Source organism: Paenibacillus sp. B46(2026) (assembly GCF_056786355.1).
In genome coordinates, this window is record NZ_CM165907.1 from 640441 (window position 1) to 658490 (window position 18050).

General features: G+C 49.5%; 17 protein-coding genes and 1 riboswitch. Of the genes, 11 read left to right on the plus strand and 6 right to left on the minus strand.

The features are described from left to right. Nucleotides 1-21 precede the first annotated feature (21 nt). The 3 genes from AC1S8V_RS03015 to AC1S8V_RS03025 all read left to right on the plus strand — a co-directional run bounded on the left by AC1S8V_RS03015 (nt 22) and on the right by AC1S8V_RS03025 (nt 2824). The gene (locus tag AC1S8V_RS03015) at nt 22-825 is read left to right on the plus strand and encodes a hypothetical protein (RefSeq protein ID WP_482072374.1); all 804 of its coding nucleotides are present in this window, start codon (nt 22-24) and stop codon (nt 823-825) included. A 393-nt stretch (nt 826-1218) separates the two neighbouring features. After that, nucleotides 1219-2187, plus strand: a complete 969-nt coding sequence (locus AC1S8V_RS03020) for a M15 family metallopeptidase (protein ID WP_482072375.1) — start codon at nt 1219-1221, stop codon at nt 2185-2187. Between the two features lie 235 nt (nt 2188-2422). Continuing rightward, nucleotides 2423-2824, plus strand: coding sequence for a RidA family protein (locus AC1S8V_RS03025; RefSeq protein ID WP_482072376.1), 402 nt, complete (start codon nt 2423-2425; stop codon nt 2822-2824). 230 nt (nt 2825-3054) lie between these two features. Here AC1S8V_RS03025 and AC1S8V_RS03030 read toward each other — a convergent pair whose 3' ends face one another. Further along, nucleotides 3055-4113 (minus strand): copper amine oxidase N-terminal domain-containing protein, encoded by a 1059-nt coding sequence (locus AC1S8V_RS03030; protein WP_482072377.1) that lies wholly within the window; start codon nt 4111-4113, stop codon nt 3055-3057. Between the two features lie 261 nt (nt 4114-4374). Here AC1S8V_RS03030 and AC1S8V_RS03035 point away from each other — a divergent pair, with 261 nt between their 5' ends. Next, nucleotides 4375-4851 carry a GNAT family N-acetyltransferase gene (locus AC1S8V_RS03035; RefSeq protein WP_339181627.1) on the plus strand — a complete coding sequence of 159 codons (477 nt, stop codon included), beginning with the start codon at nt 4375-4377 and terminating at the stop codon, nt 4849-4851. Nucleotides 4852-4898: 47 nt separating this feature from the next. After that, nucleotides 4899-5969, plus strand: coding sequence for a Gfo/Idh/MocA family protein (locus tag AC1S8V_RS03040; RefSeq protein WP_458127142.1), 1071 nt, complete (start codon nt 4899-4901; stop codon nt 5967-5969). Between the two features lie 88 nt (nt 5970-6057). On the opposite strand, the gene AC1S8V_RS03045 is transcribed toward AC1S8V_RS03040, so the two are convergent. Next, nucleotides 6058-6426, minus strand: coding sequence for a hypothetical protein (locus AC1S8V_RS03045; RefSeq protein WP_482072378.1), 369 nt, complete (start codon nt 6424-6426; stop codon nt 6058-6060). Between the two features lie 96 nt (nt 6427-6522). Next, nucleotides 6523-9099: a UvrD-helicase domain-containing protein gene (locus AC1S8V_RS03050; protein ID WP_482072379.1), complete on the minus strand. Its 2577-nt coding sequence runs from the start codon at nt 9097-9099 to the stop codon at nt 6523-6525. Nucleotides 9100-9448: 349 nt separating this feature from the next. Here AC1S8V_RS03050 and AC1S8V_RS03055 point away from each other — a divergent pair, with 349 nt between their 5' ends. Beyond that, nucleotides 9449-10270 (plus strand): zinc ribbon domain-containing protein, encoded by an 822-nt coding sequence (locus AC1S8V_RS03055; protein WP_482072380.1) that lies wholly within the window; start codon nt 9449-9451, stop codon nt 10268-10270. Nucleotides 10271-10338: 68 nt separating this feature from the next. Then, nucleotides 10339-11145, plus strand: a complete 807-nt coding sequence (locus tag AC1S8V_RS03060; protein ID WP_482072381.1) for a TrmB family transcriptional regulator — start codon at nt 10339-10341, stop codon at nt 11143-11145. 268 nt (nt 11146-11413) lie between these two features. On the opposite strand, the gene AC1S8V_RS03065 is transcribed toward AC1S8V_RS03060, so the two are convergent. After that, on the minus strand, nt 11414-12109 hold the full coding sequence (locus AC1S8V_RS03065; protein ID WP_482072382.1) for an NUDIX hydrolase: 696 nt from the start codon (nt 12107-12109) through the stop codon (nt 11414-11416). A gap of 79 nt (nt 12110-12188) precedes the next feature. Here AC1S8V_RS03065 and AC1S8V_RS03070 point away from each other — a divergent pair, with 79 nt between their 5' ends. After that, complete coding sequence (locus AC1S8V_RS03070) at nt 12189-12491, plus strand: hypothetical protein (RefSeq protein WP_056695593.1); 303 nt, start codon at nt 12189-12191, stop codon at nt 12489-12491. A 247-nt stretch (nt 12492-12738) separates the two neighbouring features. On the opposite strand, the gene mscL is transcribed toward AC1S8V_RS03070, so the two are convergent. Then, nucleotides 12739-13233, minus strand: a complete 495-nt coding sequence (mscL, locus tag AC1S8V_RS03075; protein WP_482072383.1) for a large conductance mechanosensitive channel protein MscL — start codon at nt 13231-13233, stop codon at nt 12739-12741. A gap of 269 nt (nt 13234-13502) precedes the next feature. Beyond that, nucleotides 13503-13602, plus strand: a riboswitch (purine riboswitch). Nucleotides 13603-13902: 300 nt separating this feature from the next. Here mscL and AC1S8V_RS03080 point away from each other — a divergent pair. The 3 genes from AC1S8V_RS03080 to AC1S8V_RS03090 all read left to right on the plus strand — a co-directional run bounded on the left by AC1S8V_RS03080 (nt 13903) and on the right by AC1S8V_RS03090 (nt 17402). Further along, nucleotides 13903-14490: a xanthine phosphoribosyltransferase gene (locus AC1S8V_RS03080; protein ID WP_482072384.1), complete on the plus strand. Its 588-nt coding sequence runs from the start codon at nt 13903-13905 to the stop codon at nt 14488-14490. Between the two features lies 1 nt (nt 14491). Continuing rightward, nucleotides 14492-15853 carry a nucleobase:cation symporter-2 family protein gene (locus AC1S8V_RS03085; RefSeq protein ID WP_482072385.1) on the plus strand — a complete coding sequence of 454 codons (1362 nt, stop codon included), beginning with the start codon at nt 14492-14494 and terminating at the stop codon, nt 15851-15853. A 622-nt stretch (nt 15854-16475) separates the two neighbouring features. After that, a complete protein-coding gene (locus tag AC1S8V_RS03090; protein ID WP_482072386.1) occupies nt 16476-17402 on the plus strand; it encodes a DUF418 domain-containing protein in 927 nt (308 codons plus the stop codon). Nucleotides 17403-17498: 96 nt separating this feature from the next. Here the strand turns inward: AC1S8V_RS03090 and AC1S8V_RS03095 are convergent, their stop codons facing one another. Then, entirely contained in the window at nt 17499-17837 is a 339-nt protein-coding gene (locus tag AC1S8V_RS03095) for a DUF4870 domain-containing protein (protein ID WP_047840268.1), read from the minus strand. Nucleotides 17838-18050 lie beyond the last annotated feature (213 nt).

Consider the following 18050-nt stretch of genomic DNA (forward strand, 5'->3'; position numbering starts at 1 on the left):
TGTTGAGAATGGGGGATTGTTGTGAGCGAAAAATGGAAGATCGAGCTGCATATGTCCCCCGGTGGATGGACAGCAGAAGTAAATACAGCAGCGGATGCGGACCATGATGCTTCCACTTCCGCTGCTGCGGGCAAGACCGGAGCCGCAGGCTTGTTCACGGTCACGGGAACGCCGGCGCGACTGAGCGAAGCCCAGCGCGAGGCTGTACTGGCCCAGCTGCGCAAGCGCCCGCTGACGCTGTACGCCCTGCTGCGCGAAGGCCCGGCGCCCGAGGAGCTCGCCGGGTTGCTGCCGGCTGCGCAAGCGCCGGAAGGCTCGCCAGGCGCAGCAACGGCCAGCGCGGCCGTGGCGTGCACCTGCGGCCGCCCGAGCTGCGCGCATGCCGCGGCCGCTGAGCGCGCCGTAGCCGCGCGTCTCGCGGCCGAGCCGCTGCTGCAGCTGGCGCACGCTGGCCTGCCGCGCGAAGCGCTGCTCGCCGGCGTGCTGGGGGCATGGGCGGAGGAACTCGCCCATGATCCCAGCGGCCCCGGCCGCGCAGCGGAAACGGCTGGCCGCCCGCAGGTGCGGGGCGGCGAAGGCGGCGCAGCCGTCGGCGAGTGGATCGCCGAGGCAGCCGCAGACGGCGCCATGCACCAGCCGGGGCCGGGCTTTGGGGCCGTTGAGGTGCGCCTCACGCAGCCGGGCAAGCCGCCGGCGTTGCCGGAGCTGACGGCGCTGCTGCCGGGCGTGCCGGCCACCGCAGGGCTGGATTTGATCCGCGAGCGTGTAGCCGCGCGGATGTGGCAGGCTGTCCAGAAGAAGACGGACAGCCCGGCAACCAAATGATGCACCCATCAGAGCGGGGGAGATCTCAGATCACCCCTGCTTGTTTTTATTGCAGCATTTTGCATTTATCTGATTCAATTCATTTCCGGGTACAAGACGCTCTATGTCTTTATCCAAAATGCTCATTAGTAAAGTGCATCTCGGTATAATCACTTTTTCGATATGTGCAGGCATATTCCCTTTGCACTTCTATTGTGTACAGCACGGGGATGTTGCTCTAAAAGTCCAAAAAACGATCATACAGGCTGTGCAGCCCATATATATTCATCCGGATCTCTTCTAAAGGAGGTCTTTACCGGTGGAGCTTCGCTCCCATTTAAGGTATACTGTCGCAGGGAACACTGCGAGCAGACAAATAGACAACATTTATATTATTGCGATAGGAGTTTTTACATGAAATCAACTACAGGAAGACAGCGCCGCATGGTGGTTATGCTGTCCTCATTGATGATATGCGGAGCATTGCTTGCCGCGTGCCAGAACGGCACAGAGGAGAGCCAGAATCCGAATGGAGCAGGTAACACACAACAAGAGTCGGACGGCACAACGGTTCATTTTACGGAGGATAAAGGAACGGGCGGCGATAATGCTGGCGGGGATGACACATCATCTTCTGGCAACAGCGGTGAAGGTACAGGCAGTGAGTCAGATAATGCTTCAGCGGGCGGAGAGCAGGGCTCTTCGGACGATGGGAACGGGGCGACAGCCGAAGATCCATTGTTGGAGAAACGCAGCATCAGCGCACTGCAAACGACGATTGATGCACAATCCGTGGTGACCAATGCCGAGTCTATGACTGTCATTGTCAACAAGCAACGCAGTCTGCCTGAAGGGTACGAGCCGGACGATCTGGTGGAGCCGAATGTACCTTTCTCCTTCGACGAACCACATGAGAAGCGGCATATGCGTAAGGAAGCTGCTGAGGCACTGGAGAAGTTGTTTGCAGGTGCAAAGGCGGATGGCATTGAGCTTCGTGCGGTGTCTGGCTATCGTTCATATCAGCGTCAGGTATCCATCTACAACAACAATGTCAAAACCAAAGGTCAAGAATATACGGATCGTGTGAGCTCTGTACCAGGCAGAAGTGAACATCAGACGGGTCTTGCCATTGATGTATCCAGTCCGAGTGTGGGCAATGTGCTGGAAGAGGTATTTGGCACATCGAAGGAAGGCCAGTGGCTGGCTGAACACGCTGCAGAATATGGATATGTCATCCGTTATCTGCAAGGTGAAGAAGATACCACAGGTTACGTCTATGAGCCTTGGCATATCCGGTACATCGGTACAGATTTGGCACCGGATGTGGCGAAGAGTGGGTTAACTCTGGAAGAATACTTCGATGAGGCTAATATCAAGTTATAATGCGGATGCTTTCTCCTTAAAGAAAAGATACTAATTCTCATAAATCCCCGAATGAACCGTCCTTGATCTAAACAATGGGCAGTCATTCAGGGATTTTTTTTTCTGTGCAAAAATGTTAATGGAATTAAGATAGAATTAAACTTCATTCCATTGTCTGAGATGATGGTGGACTGATATAATTCATGTTTAATCCAATTCAATTGAGACAAATACAACCAAAGCGAGGGAAGAGAGAATGAGCAGACAGCAGGTTTTTACGGGCTCCCCATGGGAACCGTTGGTGGGATATTGCCGTGCCATCCGTGTAGGTAACCGAATTGAAGTGGCAGGGACAACGGCGATGCAAGATGGTGTGGTTGTTGGTGCAGGTGATCCCTATGCACAGACGAGATTCATTTTGCAGACGATTGAGAATGCATTGAAAGAATTGGGGGCCGATCTGTCGCATGTGGTGAGAACCCGGATGTTTGTAACCGATATCTCCCGATGGGAGGAAGTTGGCAAGGCGCACGGTGAATTTTTTGGACAGATCCAGCCTGTAGCCACCATGGTTGAAGTTAGCGCACTCATTGATCCCCTGTTGATGGTTGAGATTGAAGTGGAAGCGATTGTTGAAGATGAAGGTAAGCCGGAATAATCGTATCGCTCTAAATAATCCCAAAAAATAACTACATAAACTTAAAAACAACCTTACCCATGCCTGTCAGAAGACAGGCGGATAAGGTTATTTTTGAATAGGCTAGCCGTAGAGCTGCTGGCTGGTCATCGTGATGCGTTACACGCATTACAACACATGTCAGAAGATACATGCGGTTTGCAATATTCAGCTTCAGCGTATGGCTTAGCACGTACTTTTCACTAACCGTATTATTTCGCTTCCAGCTCTGCTGCAGGTGCTTCAACAACCACTTTCCATGCCGTTCCTATTGGAGGCAGGCTGCGTGTCAACACAGGGCTGTAAAAGCCGATAACTTTGGCATCTTTGGTCAGTTCGTCAGCTTTTACCGTTTCACCTTCGTGGTTCACGATCCGTGTATCTTTGTCGATGTTTAGCACGACATGGTCAGGAGCCGTTTCTGTTAACCGTGTACCCGTGATCTCAATCTGTGAGATACTGCCTTCGCCTGTTTTTACATTTTCAATCGTACCAGCCGTGCCCAGAGTTTCTTTGGGTTGGGACTCTGATTCAGAAGCCGTCGCGAGTACAGTCACTTGATAGGTTGATGTTTGGGGAGGCAGGCTTTTATGGACGGCCAGGGAATGCTCAGCTTCCACGTTCATGCCGATGTCCAGATCGGTCAGTGCAATCTCTTTCCCCTCTACTGAGATGAATTTCGTATCATCGCTCAGATTGAGTACAATACCATCCATACCCGCACCGCCAATCTGGATGGACTTATATTTATCTTGGTTCGAGATTCTGGTAATTACACCACGTTCAGTAACCGTCTTCACGTCCTCTTCACTAGAGATAGTCACTTGATTCCTCGTTGTGTTCACTTGTCCATGCAGTGCTTTCTCAGCAAAAGAAGCCGGTACATACAATTTGCCGCCTGTGATTTCGGGCGCTGTGCCCAAAGTGAGCAGCATTTTATTCACGGAATATTGATCTTTGCCTGTGATTACCTGTGTCCAGAGAGCACCTCGGGTCAGCTCTGCGGTTTTAGTTTCTTTATTCCATTCCAGTTCAATACCCAGTGCTTCGGTAAGATCACGCAGCGGGATCATGGCTACTTTGCCATCCTTGTTCCAATAACCATCAGAGATGGACGCACCATTCACGGATACATTTACTGCATCAGCTGCGTTACTATTTGCTGAAACGGATGTTTGATGGACTGGTTCTGTGTTGTCCAGTGTTGCTGCATAAGCGGCTCCACCGCCCAATGCCATGGATAGGGCCATCAGGGCACTTACTTTTTTCATGTTGTTGTTCATCAATATTCATCCCTTCTAATCTGTGTACTGTCGCGGTAAAATCTTCCTTAGGGCCGCGCTTCAAGTTAATAGACGGGACAAATCGTCTCAGTGTTGCAGTTGAAAGGCAATGAATGTAAGCGGTGTGTTAGTGTAGATTTGAAATATCGCTTGTATTGCAGGTTATCCGAAGCAGGAACAGGTTAATTTCAGGTGAGTGGCCAAACCTTTGTCCTATTTCACATTTAAGTACGAGGAGGAACGGATTAGATGAGTGATATGTTGGTAGCGCTCTATCGTTTGCCGGAGCAAGAGAGTGGACTGAGAACGCTGGAGGAATCCTCCATTGTGATTCGAAGAGCCATTGCTCCAGAGAAACAGCTTGTACTGGATTGGGTAAGGTCACATTTTAGCCAGGCTTGGGTGGATGAATGTGATGTCGCTTTTGCGCGTCAGCCCGTGTCCTGTTATATTGCGGTTGAGCATGGGAAAATGATTGGTTTTGCCTGTTACGAAGCAACATGTCGCAACTTCTTCGGACCGACAGGCGTGAGCCAGGATGCACGGGGCAAAGGTGTAGGCACAGCCCTGTTACTGGCCTGTATGCATGCGATGAAGGCGGACGGTTACGGTTATGCCATTATCGGATCAGCGGGACCTGTGGATTTCTATGCTCGAACGTTAGGTGCCGTGAAGATCGAAAATTCAACGCCGGGTATTTACGAAGGCATGCTGCGGGCAGACTAGACGATAATGATGTTCTGGAAGTTGTGTAAAAGGAAGGGAGGACGATGATGAGCACGAAACAAATGTTACACATTGGAATGATCGGTACAGGATCAATCTCGGATCTTCATATGAGGTGTTACGCCAAAAACGAGGATGCTGTCATCTATGCCATCTGCGATCTGAACGAAGAGCGGGCTAAGGCTGCGGCACAGAAGTATGATGCCCAATCCGTGTATACCGATTATCGGGAGATGCTGGAGGACCCGCATGTGGACGCTGTCAGTATCTGTACCTGGAACAATACACACGCGGAATTTGCCATTGCTGCACTGGAGGCAGGCAAGCATGTACTGCTGGAGAAACCGGTGGCAACCAATGTGGAAGATGCACTGCGGATAGAAGAAGCGGTGAAGAAGAGCGGACGTACCTTTATCGTTGGATTTGTGCGTCGTTATGATAACAATATGCAGATGATGCGCAGATTCATTGATGCCGGGGAGTTTGGTGAACTGTATTATGCCAAAGCTTCCATTCTGCGGCGTCACGGCAATCCAGGCGGTTGGTTTGCTGACAAAAGCCGTTCCGGCGGTGGTCCTCTGATTGATCTGGGCGTACATATCATTGACCAGTGTTGGTATCTGATGGGCAGGCCGAAACCTGTTTCGGTCAGTGGTAATACGTATCGGAAGCTGGGCAATCGTGCCCATATCGAACATCTTTCTTTTTACAAAGCAGCCGACTACAGCGCAGCTGTGAATGACGTGGAAGATATGGCGAATGCACTCATTCGGTTTGAAAACGGGGCTTCGCTGGCAGTGGATGTGAGTTTTACCCTGCATGCACGTGAGGATGAGTCTTCCGTGAAACTGTATGGCGAGCACGGGGGATTTGAACTGGAGCCAGAGACGCTGATTGTCACGGAGAAAAATAATACCATTCTGAATATTGAACCCCAGACGGATAATACGGGTCTCCATATTCATAGTGCATTCCAGAATCAGATTGACCACTTTGTGGATTGTTGTCTGAACGGTACAGAACCGATCAGCCCAATCGCGGATGGTGTGACTTCCACGCGCATGCTGTGCGGAATCTACGAATCGGCCGAGAAAGGGCAGGAGATTCGTCTGGATTAACTGCATTTCACGTTCCTGTTGTCCTTCATATAACAAAAGCATGCGTCTTCCGCGTGATCTGCGGCTACGCATGCTTTTTGGCATCCTGTTATTTGTTCAGTAGTGAATTCTCGTACCCCGGATCATCATAATCCGTATCCTGCAGCCTTGGAAGCACGTTCATGCTCTCAATTGCCTGCCGGGTATCCGGCGTGCCATGGTCATACAGAAAGGTATACAGCAAGGTCATGCCATCCGAAAATTGCTCTGTTGCCTCATCATGGTCTGCCGATTTGTAGGGTACCGGGGCCCGTTGCAAGGTATAGGCATCGTCATCCTCCAGCACCTTCATCAGATCTTTCAATCGGCCCAGCTGTTCATCATCCACCAACACCTCAAAGGGTGTAGATTCGTTCTGTGTTTGTTCAATAAGATTATGTGTTACCGATACATACAGATGTTGTTTGCCGTCCTGCATAATCCAACCCCCATTCTGAAATGGAAAAAAGACGCTTCTACTGTTAATAAACAGCAAAAAGCGCCCTGAAACGAGCTATAACGGTATCCCGTTCGTTTATTTCCCAAATCTCCCTGTTACGGGAACCTGGCGGGTACCGCCCTCCATCGATCCTGAACACAGGGGACAGGCGGGAGGGCCTGATGATGCCTTCTTGGTTGCTTTTGCAGAAGGTACAGCCGGTTTCTGTCTTAACCACGCTTTGCAGGTGGACGAACTGCATTTCCAGATCGCAACGGTCTCTGTACGTGGGGCATTACCTGAACCTGAAGTGTGCGACTGTGAACTGGAGGAGGTCGCAGCTGTCGGACTTACACCTGTGGTGCTGAACGCCTTATGGTTACGAATTTCACCACTGCCACGCCGTTCACCGAGGCGATCCTCGTCACGTTCGTTGTGGACCTCGAAGTCACGACGGTCACTGTGACTGATGGCACGGCGCAGTGCCATATCCCGACCTTCGGAACGAGCACCTGAGCGAGCATACTGTCCATTACCTTTACCATATGAAGTCTGACCGCTCGTCCGGCTCTCCTCACGAGGTTTGCGTTTGTCCGGAACTTCCATGCCGAAGGCTTCAAGCAGGAAGCGGGATACATCCGCTGGCTTTCCGTGATGGCTTGCCGGCGAGGTGACGTACAAGTACTGCTTGGCTCGTGTAATGGCAACATAGGCGAGCCGGCGTTCTTCCTCCAGCGCCATGTCCAGCTCAGCATCGGTCTGCTGCACAGCAAGCGCAGCTTTCTGATCTTCGGGGATATCCTGGCGAAGTGCTGTACTGTGAGGCACAATGCCTTCACTGGCTCCGATCCAGTACACACAAGGGAACTCCAGTCCTTTGGCCCGGTGAATGGTCATCAGCTGTACTGCGTCACTGTCCTGTGCACGGCGCAGAGATTCCATCTCCCGGTGTCTGCGGGAGAGCTCATCCGCGAACTGGATGAACTCTTCCACCGTTTCGAATTTTTTGACGGCAGCTTCGAATTCATCCAGGGTTTCCAGCATCGTTTCCTTATAATGGGTGAAGATGCTGGGATCACCACTTTCCATATACTTGTCGTAGAACTGCCTGCGCATCTCCTGAATGGCGATGATGGGTTTCAGTTTGTGCAGTGATTTGATCAGCTTGATGCGTTCCTTGACCTGTTCCTGCTGGAACGGTTTCAGCTTGTCCCATTTCACCAGATGGATGAGCGGATATTTCTTCGCCTGTTGTTGTTCACAGCGCTGAATCCACTCCAGCCCTGCATCCCGTGATACATAGAGCGGTCCCAATGCGCTTGGGAGAGCATCCATGGCACGTGGATCAAGGGACAGACGCAGATGATCCATCAGGGGTCTGATGAGAGACTGGTCATAGAACACCGGGGAAGCACCATGCTGTACAAAAGGAACATCTTTCAACACAAGCTGCTCGAATACAGCCCGGCTGCTGCTGGCTGTCCGGTGAAGAATTGCAATGTCACGATAGGTGTGTTGTCCTTCTTCAACCTGTTGGCACAGCTGGTTTACGACCCACGCCGCTTCTTCTTCCGCATTGGAAGGTGTAGCGAAACGGGGCGCATCGCCGCGGTTTCCAGCGGCACGCAGCCGCTTGTCACGTCTGCGTTTATTGCGGGCGACCAGTTCGCTTCCGAGCCCCAGAATGCGTGCATCACTGCGATAATTAATATCCAGCGTCACGATGCGTGCACCTGGGTATACTTTATCGAATTCCAAAATCGATTCCTGGCGTGCGCCATTAAAGGTATAGATCGTCTGGTCGTCGTCTCCCACAACCATCAGGTTGCGGTGGGCGGAAGCCAGTTTTTGCACAATTTCATACTGCAGATGATTGGTATCCTGGAACTCATCCACCATAATGTACTGGAAACGCTTCTGAAGCGGCCCCAGGACAGCAGGATCACGAAGCAGAGCGGCTGCGCGCAGTAAAATATCGTCAAAGTCCATTTTGCCCCGCTCCTGCTTCCAGGCTTCGTAACCAAGCAGAACACGTTTGGCATCGCGTTCTTCCTGCGATTTTTCAGGCAAGTCGGTGGTTTCCGATCCTTGCATTTTCCATGCGGACAGCATGGCCAGCAGACTTTCAGGCTGGAAGGCTTCACTCATGCCATTTTGGCGAAGAAGCATCTTCAGCACCGTATGCTGAGCCCGCGACTCGCCAAAGATCTCTTCCTGGACACCGTAATGACGCAGCAATGTCAGGGCAAAAGAGTGAAAGGTGCGAGCCTGCACGGCTCTTGCAGCTGCTGGGCGTATACCTGGCAATGCCGCGATCCGGTCTTTCATCTCGGTGGCGGCCTTGTTGGTGAACGTCACCAGCAGGATACTGCCTGCATGTACGCCACTGACCTCTATGAGGTAGCCAGCTCTTGCAGCCAGCACAGTTGTTTTGCCACAACCGGCTCCGGCGAGCGTCAGAATAGGTCCTCTGCCATGACGGACAGCCGAAATTTGTGGTGCGTTTAGCTTGATGCCTGCCTCTTCAAGAGAACGGAAATAGAAGGCATCCTGTTGATCATTGCCCACGAGTTGCCGACTGGTCTCCAGCGGAGCAGACGGGGACTGGGGCAGGGACGCCGCCGGGGTAACCCCGAGCGGACGGGGGTAGAACGTTGAGTTCGGACTTAACATGTTTCATCCACCTCTGTATGCATTCAGGGATAGGACTATCCCAGTCAAAAGTAATCCATTTGCCCTTTTCACAATCGCATTGTAAATTGGTATGATAGAGTTAGTCGCCTAATCAGGCGGTTAAGTATGGCCAAAGCTTCATTATACCCGAACGTATGGTCTTGACGAAAGCCCCCGATTTCATCCAGTATCGGTATAAAACGGGCATCTGCACGAGATTACGCAACTTTTTGGCATGATTTCGTATAAGTTATATGCCTGAGCATTTTGCATGAAGGATGTAATATGCTAATTTACTAAAAATTTGAAATGATAATATTGGTTTTGACGGGACAGAGGAGGAATGGTCATGAAACTGCTTCAGCGCATCAAAGACGGAGCGAACAAAGCAACAGAGCGTGCCCAGCACGCCGTTGAGATTGGGAAACTGAACAACCAGATTGTGGGCTTGCAACAGGAACAGGAAGTCCATTTTACAGATATGGGTCGCATCTTCTATGAGGGTTATCGGGCACAGGATATGACGCGTGCAGAAAAAGAAATGGTGGATCTGTCGCAGCTCTGCGACGAATTGCAGGACGAGATTGATGGTCTGCGCAACAAGATTGCACAGCTCAAGAATGAACGGTTGTGCGAGTGTGGACATATCGCTTCCCTGGATGCCAACTTCTGCCCTAAATGCGGACGCAAGTTGGGTGAATTCAAGACAGCAGCACCGAAAGTAGGAACTGCAGGAGTCGCAGGAGCCAGCACAGCCGCGAGACAGGAGGCAGCCGTAGCTCAGACTCAGACCCATAGTCCGGAACCGGACTTGTTCGATGCGTCACCTGATTTGGAACTGGAGGAAGATGAGCCGTATCACACGGTCATTCCGTCCATAGCCGATCTGGAGACGGAATCGGAATATAACAGTACCGAGTTTACGCAGGAAGAGAAGGAAGCGTTCGATGCGGAGTGGGAACGTCGCAGAGATGAAGAGATGCAACGGGAACGTGAGCGTCAGCAGGAGCTGGACGAACGCATCCGCTACTGGAAAGAAAATAACCCGATTGTGAACACGGTGGACGTACAGACCGAAGTGTCACGTGAAATGGTGAATTGTCAGATTTGTGCAGCCGAGCTGCCCAAAGGTTCCAAATGGTGCCCGCGCTGTGGTGCCGAACAGATCTGATGCAGTAGAAGCTCTGCCGCATCAGTGTGAGGCAGTGCGGGTTGCTGACAGCATGGGGGGACGGGAATATGGACCAACTGCTGCATCATTTGCGTCATCTCGGTTTTACCGAGATGGAATCTAAAATTATGGTGGAACTCGCCCGCCAGGGATCAGCTTCAGGATATGAGGTTGCGAAGCGGCTGGGCGTGTCCCGTTCCAATGTATATGCGACCCTGCAACGGCTCGAACAGCGTGGATTCTTGCGGTGTAGTCCAGGGGAACCGGCGAAGTATAGTGTGCTGAAGCCTGAGGAGATGACCCGTATGCTCTCCGATCAAATGCGTACCTCTCTGGATTATGTCCAGAGCAGCATGCCCAAGAGTGAACCGGAGAAGCCTGTCTTCTATAACATCGAAGGTGACAAAAATGTGTTTGAGAATCTGAGCCGTGAATTGGCCGAGGCTCAGCATGAGATTGTCGTAGACGTTTGGCGTGAAGAAGCAGAGCTGCTGCGTAATGACTTACAGCAGGCTGAAGCTCGCGGTGTGCGGCTCTTATGGTCGTGTGATGGTGGGGAAGGCATGCTGGATCAGCCTGTTTCTTGGCCGGGTATGCCTTTGTATGGTACAGGTAACGGTCGGAAATTCTCCCTGGTGGTAGACCGCCGCTGGTGCATGCTGGGCATGCGCGGTGAATCATGTGCCACACAGGCAGTGGTGACGGAGCATCCGGTAATGACCAGGCTGCTGCTGAATCATTTTGCTCAAGAGCTGGTGTTGTATGAACTGGAACAGGATATGGGTGGGGAACTGGAGTCCCGTTATGGGCACCGGTACGAAAAACTCTCTGCGCGTTACTGGTCTTCTCCTTCAGGAGAGGACGATCAGAGCTAGGCAGACCGGGGACTAACTCACTTCTGATGGAGTGGACAAGCCAGCGCAAGGTATCTTTCTTGATGAAACGAATACGTATGTACATATAACAGGCGCTGCCCCGAGGCAGACGCCTGTTTGTGCTGGTTTGAGATATGACAGTGATGTTCGTCACAGCATCTGTTTCCAGTCAAGTCAATAGTAGGGGTATGAAGTTATGCTATTTTTGAGAAAATGAAGCTATGAACATTCGATTGAACTGGATCGGGTTGAACAGGATCGTACGTGATCAATCTTTAGGCACGTGATACAGAGCTTCGAGCACGTCCGTATAATAAGCTGTGCCATGGGGCACGAATTCCTTCGCCCGAATCTGGCGAGCAATACGCTCCGGTTCATAAGCTGCATGATCGCCGCTTGACGGGTCCTTATGACCGATGGAATTTAACAGTGATGTCAACGGCTGAGTCTGAACTCCCGTAGCTTGGATGACGTCGATCTCATTACGAAACAAGGCGAGCAGATCATCCAGGGGCACTTCATACAGGCTGTCCACCTCACTGGGCTGCAGAACATAAGCTTCGAGAGGCTGGTTGAGACATAGTCCATAGACCGCACTGAATTCCCGATCTACGAATGGAACACCACGGACCTCTCCTTGGAGCTGCTGTGTAGCCGTGAGTAGATAGGTTAGTGCCTCGAAAGGAGTATTCACACCCAGTTCTTCCTCCAGCTCACGACTGGCGTCTTGCAGCTGTTCACCTGCGGTGAGATGACCTGCTGCTGTAATGTCATAACATCCGGGAAAGGTATCCTTAATATCACGTCGCCGCTGAAAAAGAACCCGTCGTTGTTCGCCTTCGTCGCGCACAATCCAGCAGTGGAATGAACGGTGCCAATAACCTTTGGCATGGACCTCACTGCGTAGTGCCGTACCGATCCAATGTTGCTTATCGTCATAAATGTCGAAACGTTCTGGGGTCATGAAACGTATCTCCTTATATAGCAGTTTTTAAAGTTCAAAATTTCACAAAGTATGTTTTAAACGAAAGGGGAACGATCGTATGGAATGCATTGTACACTTTCAGGTGATTTATCCGCAACCTCAGGAACGTAAAAGCCTTAGAGGACTTATATTTGTAGGGCAAGGTCAAGAACCCGCTAACAGTCAGTTAACCACCATGTTTAAGGATATGGGATTCAATGTACGTTTGGAAGATGAAGCCCAATTGTTGTTCAAGCCAGTGGATGCTTCGGCAAACTTTGAATATATTCGTGTAACAGAGCTTGATACCGGGGAAGAAGTTTACAAGGAAGATAAGGATCTGAAGTCGATCCTGGAGCATTTGCTGCCACGCCGTTTCTAGTTCATGAGCATGGGTGCTAATGAAATTCATGGGGGAGCACATGTAACACATGTATGTTTGGCATAAAAAAAGGCCCCACCTTTACGGTGGAACCCTCAAAACCTTTTAAGCTACGCAAATAAATTGTTAACTAAGCCCGTAGGGCTAGCTTTTCATACATAAACCCCAGCAAGTGGGAGGTTGTCCCCCGTAGCAAAAAAATTATATCAAGAATTCAATTCGGTGCGTTTTTAAACGCTCATCGTAATTACGCAGGAGCGCCGCTTCCTTCTGCTTCGAGCTCTGAAGTACAGTGCGAGCAGCGGGTAGCCGCAGCCGGAATTTCAGATAGGCAATACTTGCAAGCCTTGGTCGTTTTTTTCGGCTCGGGCTTTTTATGTTCTTTGCTTTTGAGATAGTTGATACCCTTAACGAGCATAAAGATACAGAACGCAACGATGAGGAAATCAATCATGACGTTAATGAACTGACCGTATGCAATCACCGTAGCGCCAGCGTCATTGGCTTGAGCAAGTGTGGTGATGTCCTGTCCATTTGCTGTTTTGATATCCCCGTCCAAGTTGATGATTTTTTGACTGAAGTCGATTCCACCCATCAGTTTTCCAACCGGAGGCATGATGATATCATTCACAAGGGACGTGACGATTTTACCAAAAGCAGCCCCAATAATGACACCGACTGCCAAGTCGATGACGTTGCCGCGTACGGCAAATTCCTTAAATTCCTTCAGTACGCCTTTCATGTTTGCATATCTCCTTTGATCATTAATTGATGATGTAGGCCGCGTCTCCATGCATTATCCGTTCAGATCCGCGCTTCCGTCCTCATATTGTACATAAAAAACACATTCCAATCACCCTTTGTTTGCAAATTAAGACAAGTTTCCGCAATTTCCATGAAAATACTTCTTTATTTCACGCCGTCGATTCGGTATACTTCTAACATTGTCAGTTATGTTTAACCATTTATATTCAGGTTCGCGATCATACATTGTAACGAATCATGGAGCCAAAAATTAAATATGCCGTTACTCGTATATGTGCAGGAATAGGCCTGCATGTCTCTACCCGATCACCGGAATGATCGGACTACGGGAAAGATGCTGCAACATTTTGTATGGTTGGAATGAGATCATTCTCAGACAGTTTGACTGCAAAGCAGGTTCAGGTAGCTTCACATCTGATCCTGAATAGACTGTTTGGAGTTTGACGTGTCAGAGTGACATCATGTCTCTTTCTGTCCTTCAAGGCACTTGCAGCATCCATACGGCTTGTCCATATACGTACAAGTCCGTCTTTCCCGTCTCCGGTTTTTCCGCAGCGTGTGAAAAGGCGGTTTTTTTGTTTTTTTACCATGTGATTGGATTGGCATGTAGGTTTCTGTGTAGAGGGCATTCAGGGGGAAGAATTGCATGCAATTGTTAAAAGACAAGGTAAGACAGGAAGGCATTGTCCTGTCCGAGCAAGTACTCAAAGTGGATTCATTCCTGAACCACCAGATGGACCCGGTTCTGATGAAGGAAGTGGGCAAGGAATTCATTCGCCGCTTTGAAGGCGAGAATATTACTCGTGTGCTGACGATTGAGTCGTCAGGAATTGCACCAGGCATCATGACCGCGTTGGAACTGAATGTACCGCTGATTTTTGCACGGAAGCAGAAGTCACTCACACTGACGGAAGACATTCTGGTGGAGAAAGTATACTCTTTCACCAAGCAGGAGACGAATGAAATCACCGTAGCCAAGAAATTCATGAAGCCTGGTGATCGCGTGCTGATCATTGATGATTTTCTGGCAAATGGTGAAGCGGCATTTGGTCTGGCCCGCATTGTGGAGCAGGTCGGAGCAGAAGTGGTTGGTATCGGTATCGTTATTGAAAAAGCATTCCAGCCAGGAGGTCGCTTGCTGAAAGAAGCAGGATACCGTGTGGAATCGCTGGTTCGCATTGGGGCCCTGTCGGATGGACAGGTTACATTTGCGGAAGAGGAGGGCATGAACTAATATGGCACGCGAACGTATTTTTCAGCGGCATCGGCATCCAATCAAAACGTTCTCCCTCGGACTTCAACACGTGCTTGCGATGTATGCAGGAGCCGTCGTTGTCCCATTGATCGTCAGTAACGCATTGGGCTTTACACAGGAACAACTAACCTATCTTATTGCCATTGACCTGCTCGCATGTGGTGTGGCTACACTGCTTCAGGTATGGGGAAATAAATATTTCGGCGTAGGGCTGCCCGTCATGCTCGGTTGTGCATTCCAGGCCGTGTCTCCGATGATCCTAATCGGGATGAACAGTGGAGTATCTGCCATTTACGGAGCGATTATTGCCTCAGGGCTGTTCGTATTGATCTTCTCCGGAATCTTTGGGAAGCTTATTCGGCTCTTTCCACCGGTGGTCACGGGTTCGGTGGTTACGATTATCGGTCTAACTTTGATTCCGGTTGCTTTCCACGATCTGGGCGGCGGTCAGGGGTCAGAAGATTTCGGCAGCGGAGTGAACTTGTTACTCGGTTTCGGCGTGCTGCTCTTTATCATTCTAATGACTCGATTCACTACAGGTTTTATCCGTTCCATCTCGGTACTGATTGGTCTGCTGGTAGGTACAGTGGCAGCAGGGTTCATGGGTGAAGTGAACTTTGCCCCTATTCGCGATGCAAGTTGGTTCCATGTTGTTCAACCGTTTTACTTCGGCAGACCGACATTTGAGATTGTACCGATGCTGACGATGATTCTGGTGGCGATTGTCAGCGTTGCCGAGTCCACAGGTGTATTTATGGCTCTGGGCAAAATCCTGGACAAGGACCTGTCTTCCAAGGATCTGGCCCGCGGTTATCGTGCAGAGGGTTTGGCCATTGTGTTAGGTGGTATTTTCAACTCGTTTCCATATACAACGTATTCGCAAAATGTAGGACTTGTACAGATGACACGTGTGAAGACGCGTGATGTCATTGTTGTGGCCGGTGGACTCCTGGTGGTCATCGGATTTGTGCCGAAGATTGCAGCGCTCGCACAGCTCGTTCCAGGGGCAGTTCTTGGCGGAGCCATGGTGGCCTTGTTTGGCATGGTGGTATCATCCGGTATCCGAATCATCGGTAGTCAGGTCGATCTGAACCGTCATGAGAATCTGTTTGTCATCGCTTGTTCTGTAGGTATGGGCTTGGGGGTTACCGTTGTACCTGAGTTGTTCGCAGGTGCACCGGCTTGGGCTCAGATTATGCTCGGCAATGGTATCATTGCAGGCAGCTTCACGGCGATCTTTATGAACCTGCTGTTCAATGGTCTTGGTACCAAGGAAACGGCTGCCAAGATGGCTGAACAACAGGCAGATGCCATCCTTGGAGAAACAGGCAAGTCAGCTTAATTAGCCGAATTAGGCTAGAATTATCATCCAGCAGGATTGTTATGTTAACTGTTATAAACACACGATTCACAAGATGAATAATGAATCAGGTTAATCATGATGATATACAGCATGAATGGTTTATGACATATATCATTTTATGCTGTGAATGTTCAACCACATGAACAAGCCCTCTTTAGATGCAAAACACCGAAGATACAGGCTCAGCAGAGTCGTGTTTTCGGTGTTTTTTTTGTTTTGTTTGATATCAGCACAGATGTCTAATATACCACTGTGCTATACAGGAACAATACAGGAACAAGACCTTATGCCGGATGTAAGAAGTTATTCACCTAATTCGATGGCAAGGCACGTTGTATGAAGGATAGACTGTTATCATGCACGGGGGTATACAGCCAAGAGATAAGCGATCCAATCGCTTCTTGATTAAATAACAATAATTTCACTGGGAGGAACGATGAATCATCAACCTGTATTAAAACAAAATCGAATGAAGTTTCTGGATTTGTTTCGAGGGTTTTCCTTGATAGGCCTACCATTCGTAAATATATTGGCATTGTGGTTTATGTTGAAGCCGGATACTCGTGTAGATGTTTGGATCCAACGAGCATTGTATTTTTTGGTGGAGGCACGATTTTACGATATCTTCTGTTTTTTATTTGGCCTTGGATTTTATCTTTTTCTAAGCCGGGCAGCTGCCAAAGGTCAACCCAAGCTGTTTCTCTATATACGCAGGATGTTTATTTTATTAGCGTTGGGATATATTCATCAACAGTATCAGTCTGGAGAAGCTTTATTTCTTTATGCCATCATAGGGCTGGTTGTCATTCCGTTATATTGGGCACCTCGAACTGTGAATTTGGTGATCGGTGTGGTGGGATTTATTGCAGCCGCCGCTATAGGTGTCAAGATGCTAACGATTCCTTTTTTAATTATACTGGGATTGTCTGCAGGTCAATATCAACTGATGGAGAAGATCCAGAAAGAACTTCCGTATCTGGGCAGAATCTGGTTCATTTCATTCATCGCTTCTATCGTGGGGATCGGTATCATGTGGTGGGTTGCTCCTCCGGATGCGATGAGTCCATTTCTATACGAAGTGATTGGTGCGAGCCTGCCTGCCGCTGAGCAAGCCAATATGGATGCCGCTTTTCGATTAGAACATATCGGTGTGGCAATTGGGCCGGTGGTATCCATCTTTTATCTAAGTACATTACTGAGATTGAACCAGAACATGACCTTTGCCAAAATGTTAAGTCCCCTGCATGCATTCGGACGAATGGCCCTGACCAATTACATCGCACAGACCATCATTTTGTTGATGGTATACCAACTCATATTTGCAGATGCTGCTGTATCGTATACGGTGTCTACCCTTGTGTGCATTGGTATGGTTATTGTACAAGTCATCGCCAGTAATCTGTGGATGCGCTGGTTCCAGTATGGGCCGCTGGAATGGGTATGGAGATGTGGTACCTATCTAAGTTTCATTCCGATCCGTAAAAAGCATTCTGAGCCACGTGTTCATGACACAAGGGCGAGAGGTTGACTCGTTTCCCTCGTTATAATCAAAGAGGATCCACATCCGGTTGAACGGAAATGGATCCTCTTTTCTTTTTGGAACACTTGTACCTTCTTCCTGAAGTTACAGATGACGTAACTGTTTCTCTGCAAAATCGCCAACCCACGGCAGCTTCAGCCATTTCCCCTGCAGGCTGGTGACGACCATAATAAGCCAGACCACCACACCAAGCAGTGATAATAGCGATGCCACGAGGGGGCCAAACAACGGAAGAAAAGCCGATAATACATGCCCGACCATAATGATGCCAAAGACCGTTACAGATTGCAGCGCATGGAATAACACGAATCGACTCCGCTTCTCTACAGCGAGAAAGACAATTCCTCCTACAAAGGTAAACAGATAACAGAGCATACCGGCAATATTTTCATCCAGACCGCTAGACGATTTCATGGGGGACATCCGGTCCAGCCTCCTTTGTCCTTTTTAACTAGGCTATGAAGGAGATGGACAGAACTGAACCGGTTTGGTCAAGGAATGTTCCAGACGGACAAAAGAAAAGGGAAGACACAATATAGGTAAACAAGTGAGACTATAGATTCATTTGAAAATTTAAGTGCGTATACACATACAATTTGAGACTTTCTACATATTCAAAATATTCCATAAATTGGG

Bases quoted from the DNA above. Each gene is read 5' to 3' on its own strand.
- AC1S8V_RS03030 (WP_482072377.1), bottom strand. From the start codon at position 4,113: ATGAAAAAAGTAAGTGCCCTGATGGCCCTATCCATGGCATTGGGCGGT.
- mscL (WP_482072383.1), bottom strand. From the start codon at position 13,233: ATGAAAGGCGTACTGAAGGAATTTAAGGAATTTGCCGTACGCGGCAAC.
- AC1S8V_RS03065 (WP_482072382.1), bottom strand. From the start codon at position 12,109: ATGACCCCAGAACGTTTCGACATTTATGACGATAAGCAACATTGGATC.
- AC1S8V_RS03050 (WP_482072379.1), bottom strand. From the start codon at position 9,099: ATGTTAAGTCCGAACTCAACGTTCTACCCCCGTCCGCTCGGGGTTACC.
- AC1S8V_RS03025 (WP_482072376.1), top strand. From the start codon at position 2,423: ATGAGCAGACAGCAGGTTTTTACGGGCTCCCCATGGGAACCGTTGGTG.
- AC1S8V_RS03035 (WP_339181627.1), top strand. From the start codon at position 4,375: ATGAGTGATATGTTGGTAGCGCTCTATCGTTTGCCGGAGCAAGAGAGT.
- AC1S8V_RS03020 (WP_482072375.1), top strand. From the start codon at position 1,219: ATGAAATCAACTACAGGAAGACAGCGCCGCATGGTGGTTATGCTGTCC.
- AC1S8V_RS03070 (WP_056695593.1), top strand. From the start codon at position 12,189: ATGGAATGCATTGTACACTTTCAGGTGATTTATCCGCAACCTCAGGAA.
- AC1S8V_RS03040 (WP_458127142.1), top strand. From the start codon at position 4,899: ATGAGCACGAAACAAATGTTACACATTGGAATGATCGGTACAGGATCA.
- AC1S8V_RS03060 (WP_482072381.1), top strand. From the start codon at position 10,339: ATGGACCAACTGCTGCATCATTTGCGTCATCTCGGTTTTACCGAGATG.
- AC1S8V_RS03085 (WP_482072385.1), top strand. From the start codon at position 14,492: ATGGCACGCGAACGTATTTTTCAGCGGCATCGGCATCCAATCAAAACG.
- AC1S8V_RS03055 (WP_482072380.1), top strand. From the start codon at position 9,449: ATGAAACTGCTTCAGCGCATCAAAGACGGAGCGAACAAAGCAACAGAG.
- AC1S8V_RS03095 (WP_047840268.1), bottom strand. From the start codon at position 17,837: ATGTCCCCCATGAAATCGTCTAGCGGTCTGGATGAAAATATTGCCGGT.
- AC1S8V_RS03080 (WP_482072384.1), top strand. From the start codon at position 13,903: ATGCAATTGTTAAAAGACAAGGTAAGACAGGAAGGCATTGTCCTGTCC.
- AC1S8V_RS03045 (WP_482072378.1), bottom strand. From the start codon at position 6,426: ATGCAGGACGGCAAACAACATCTGTATGTATCGGTAACACATAATCTT.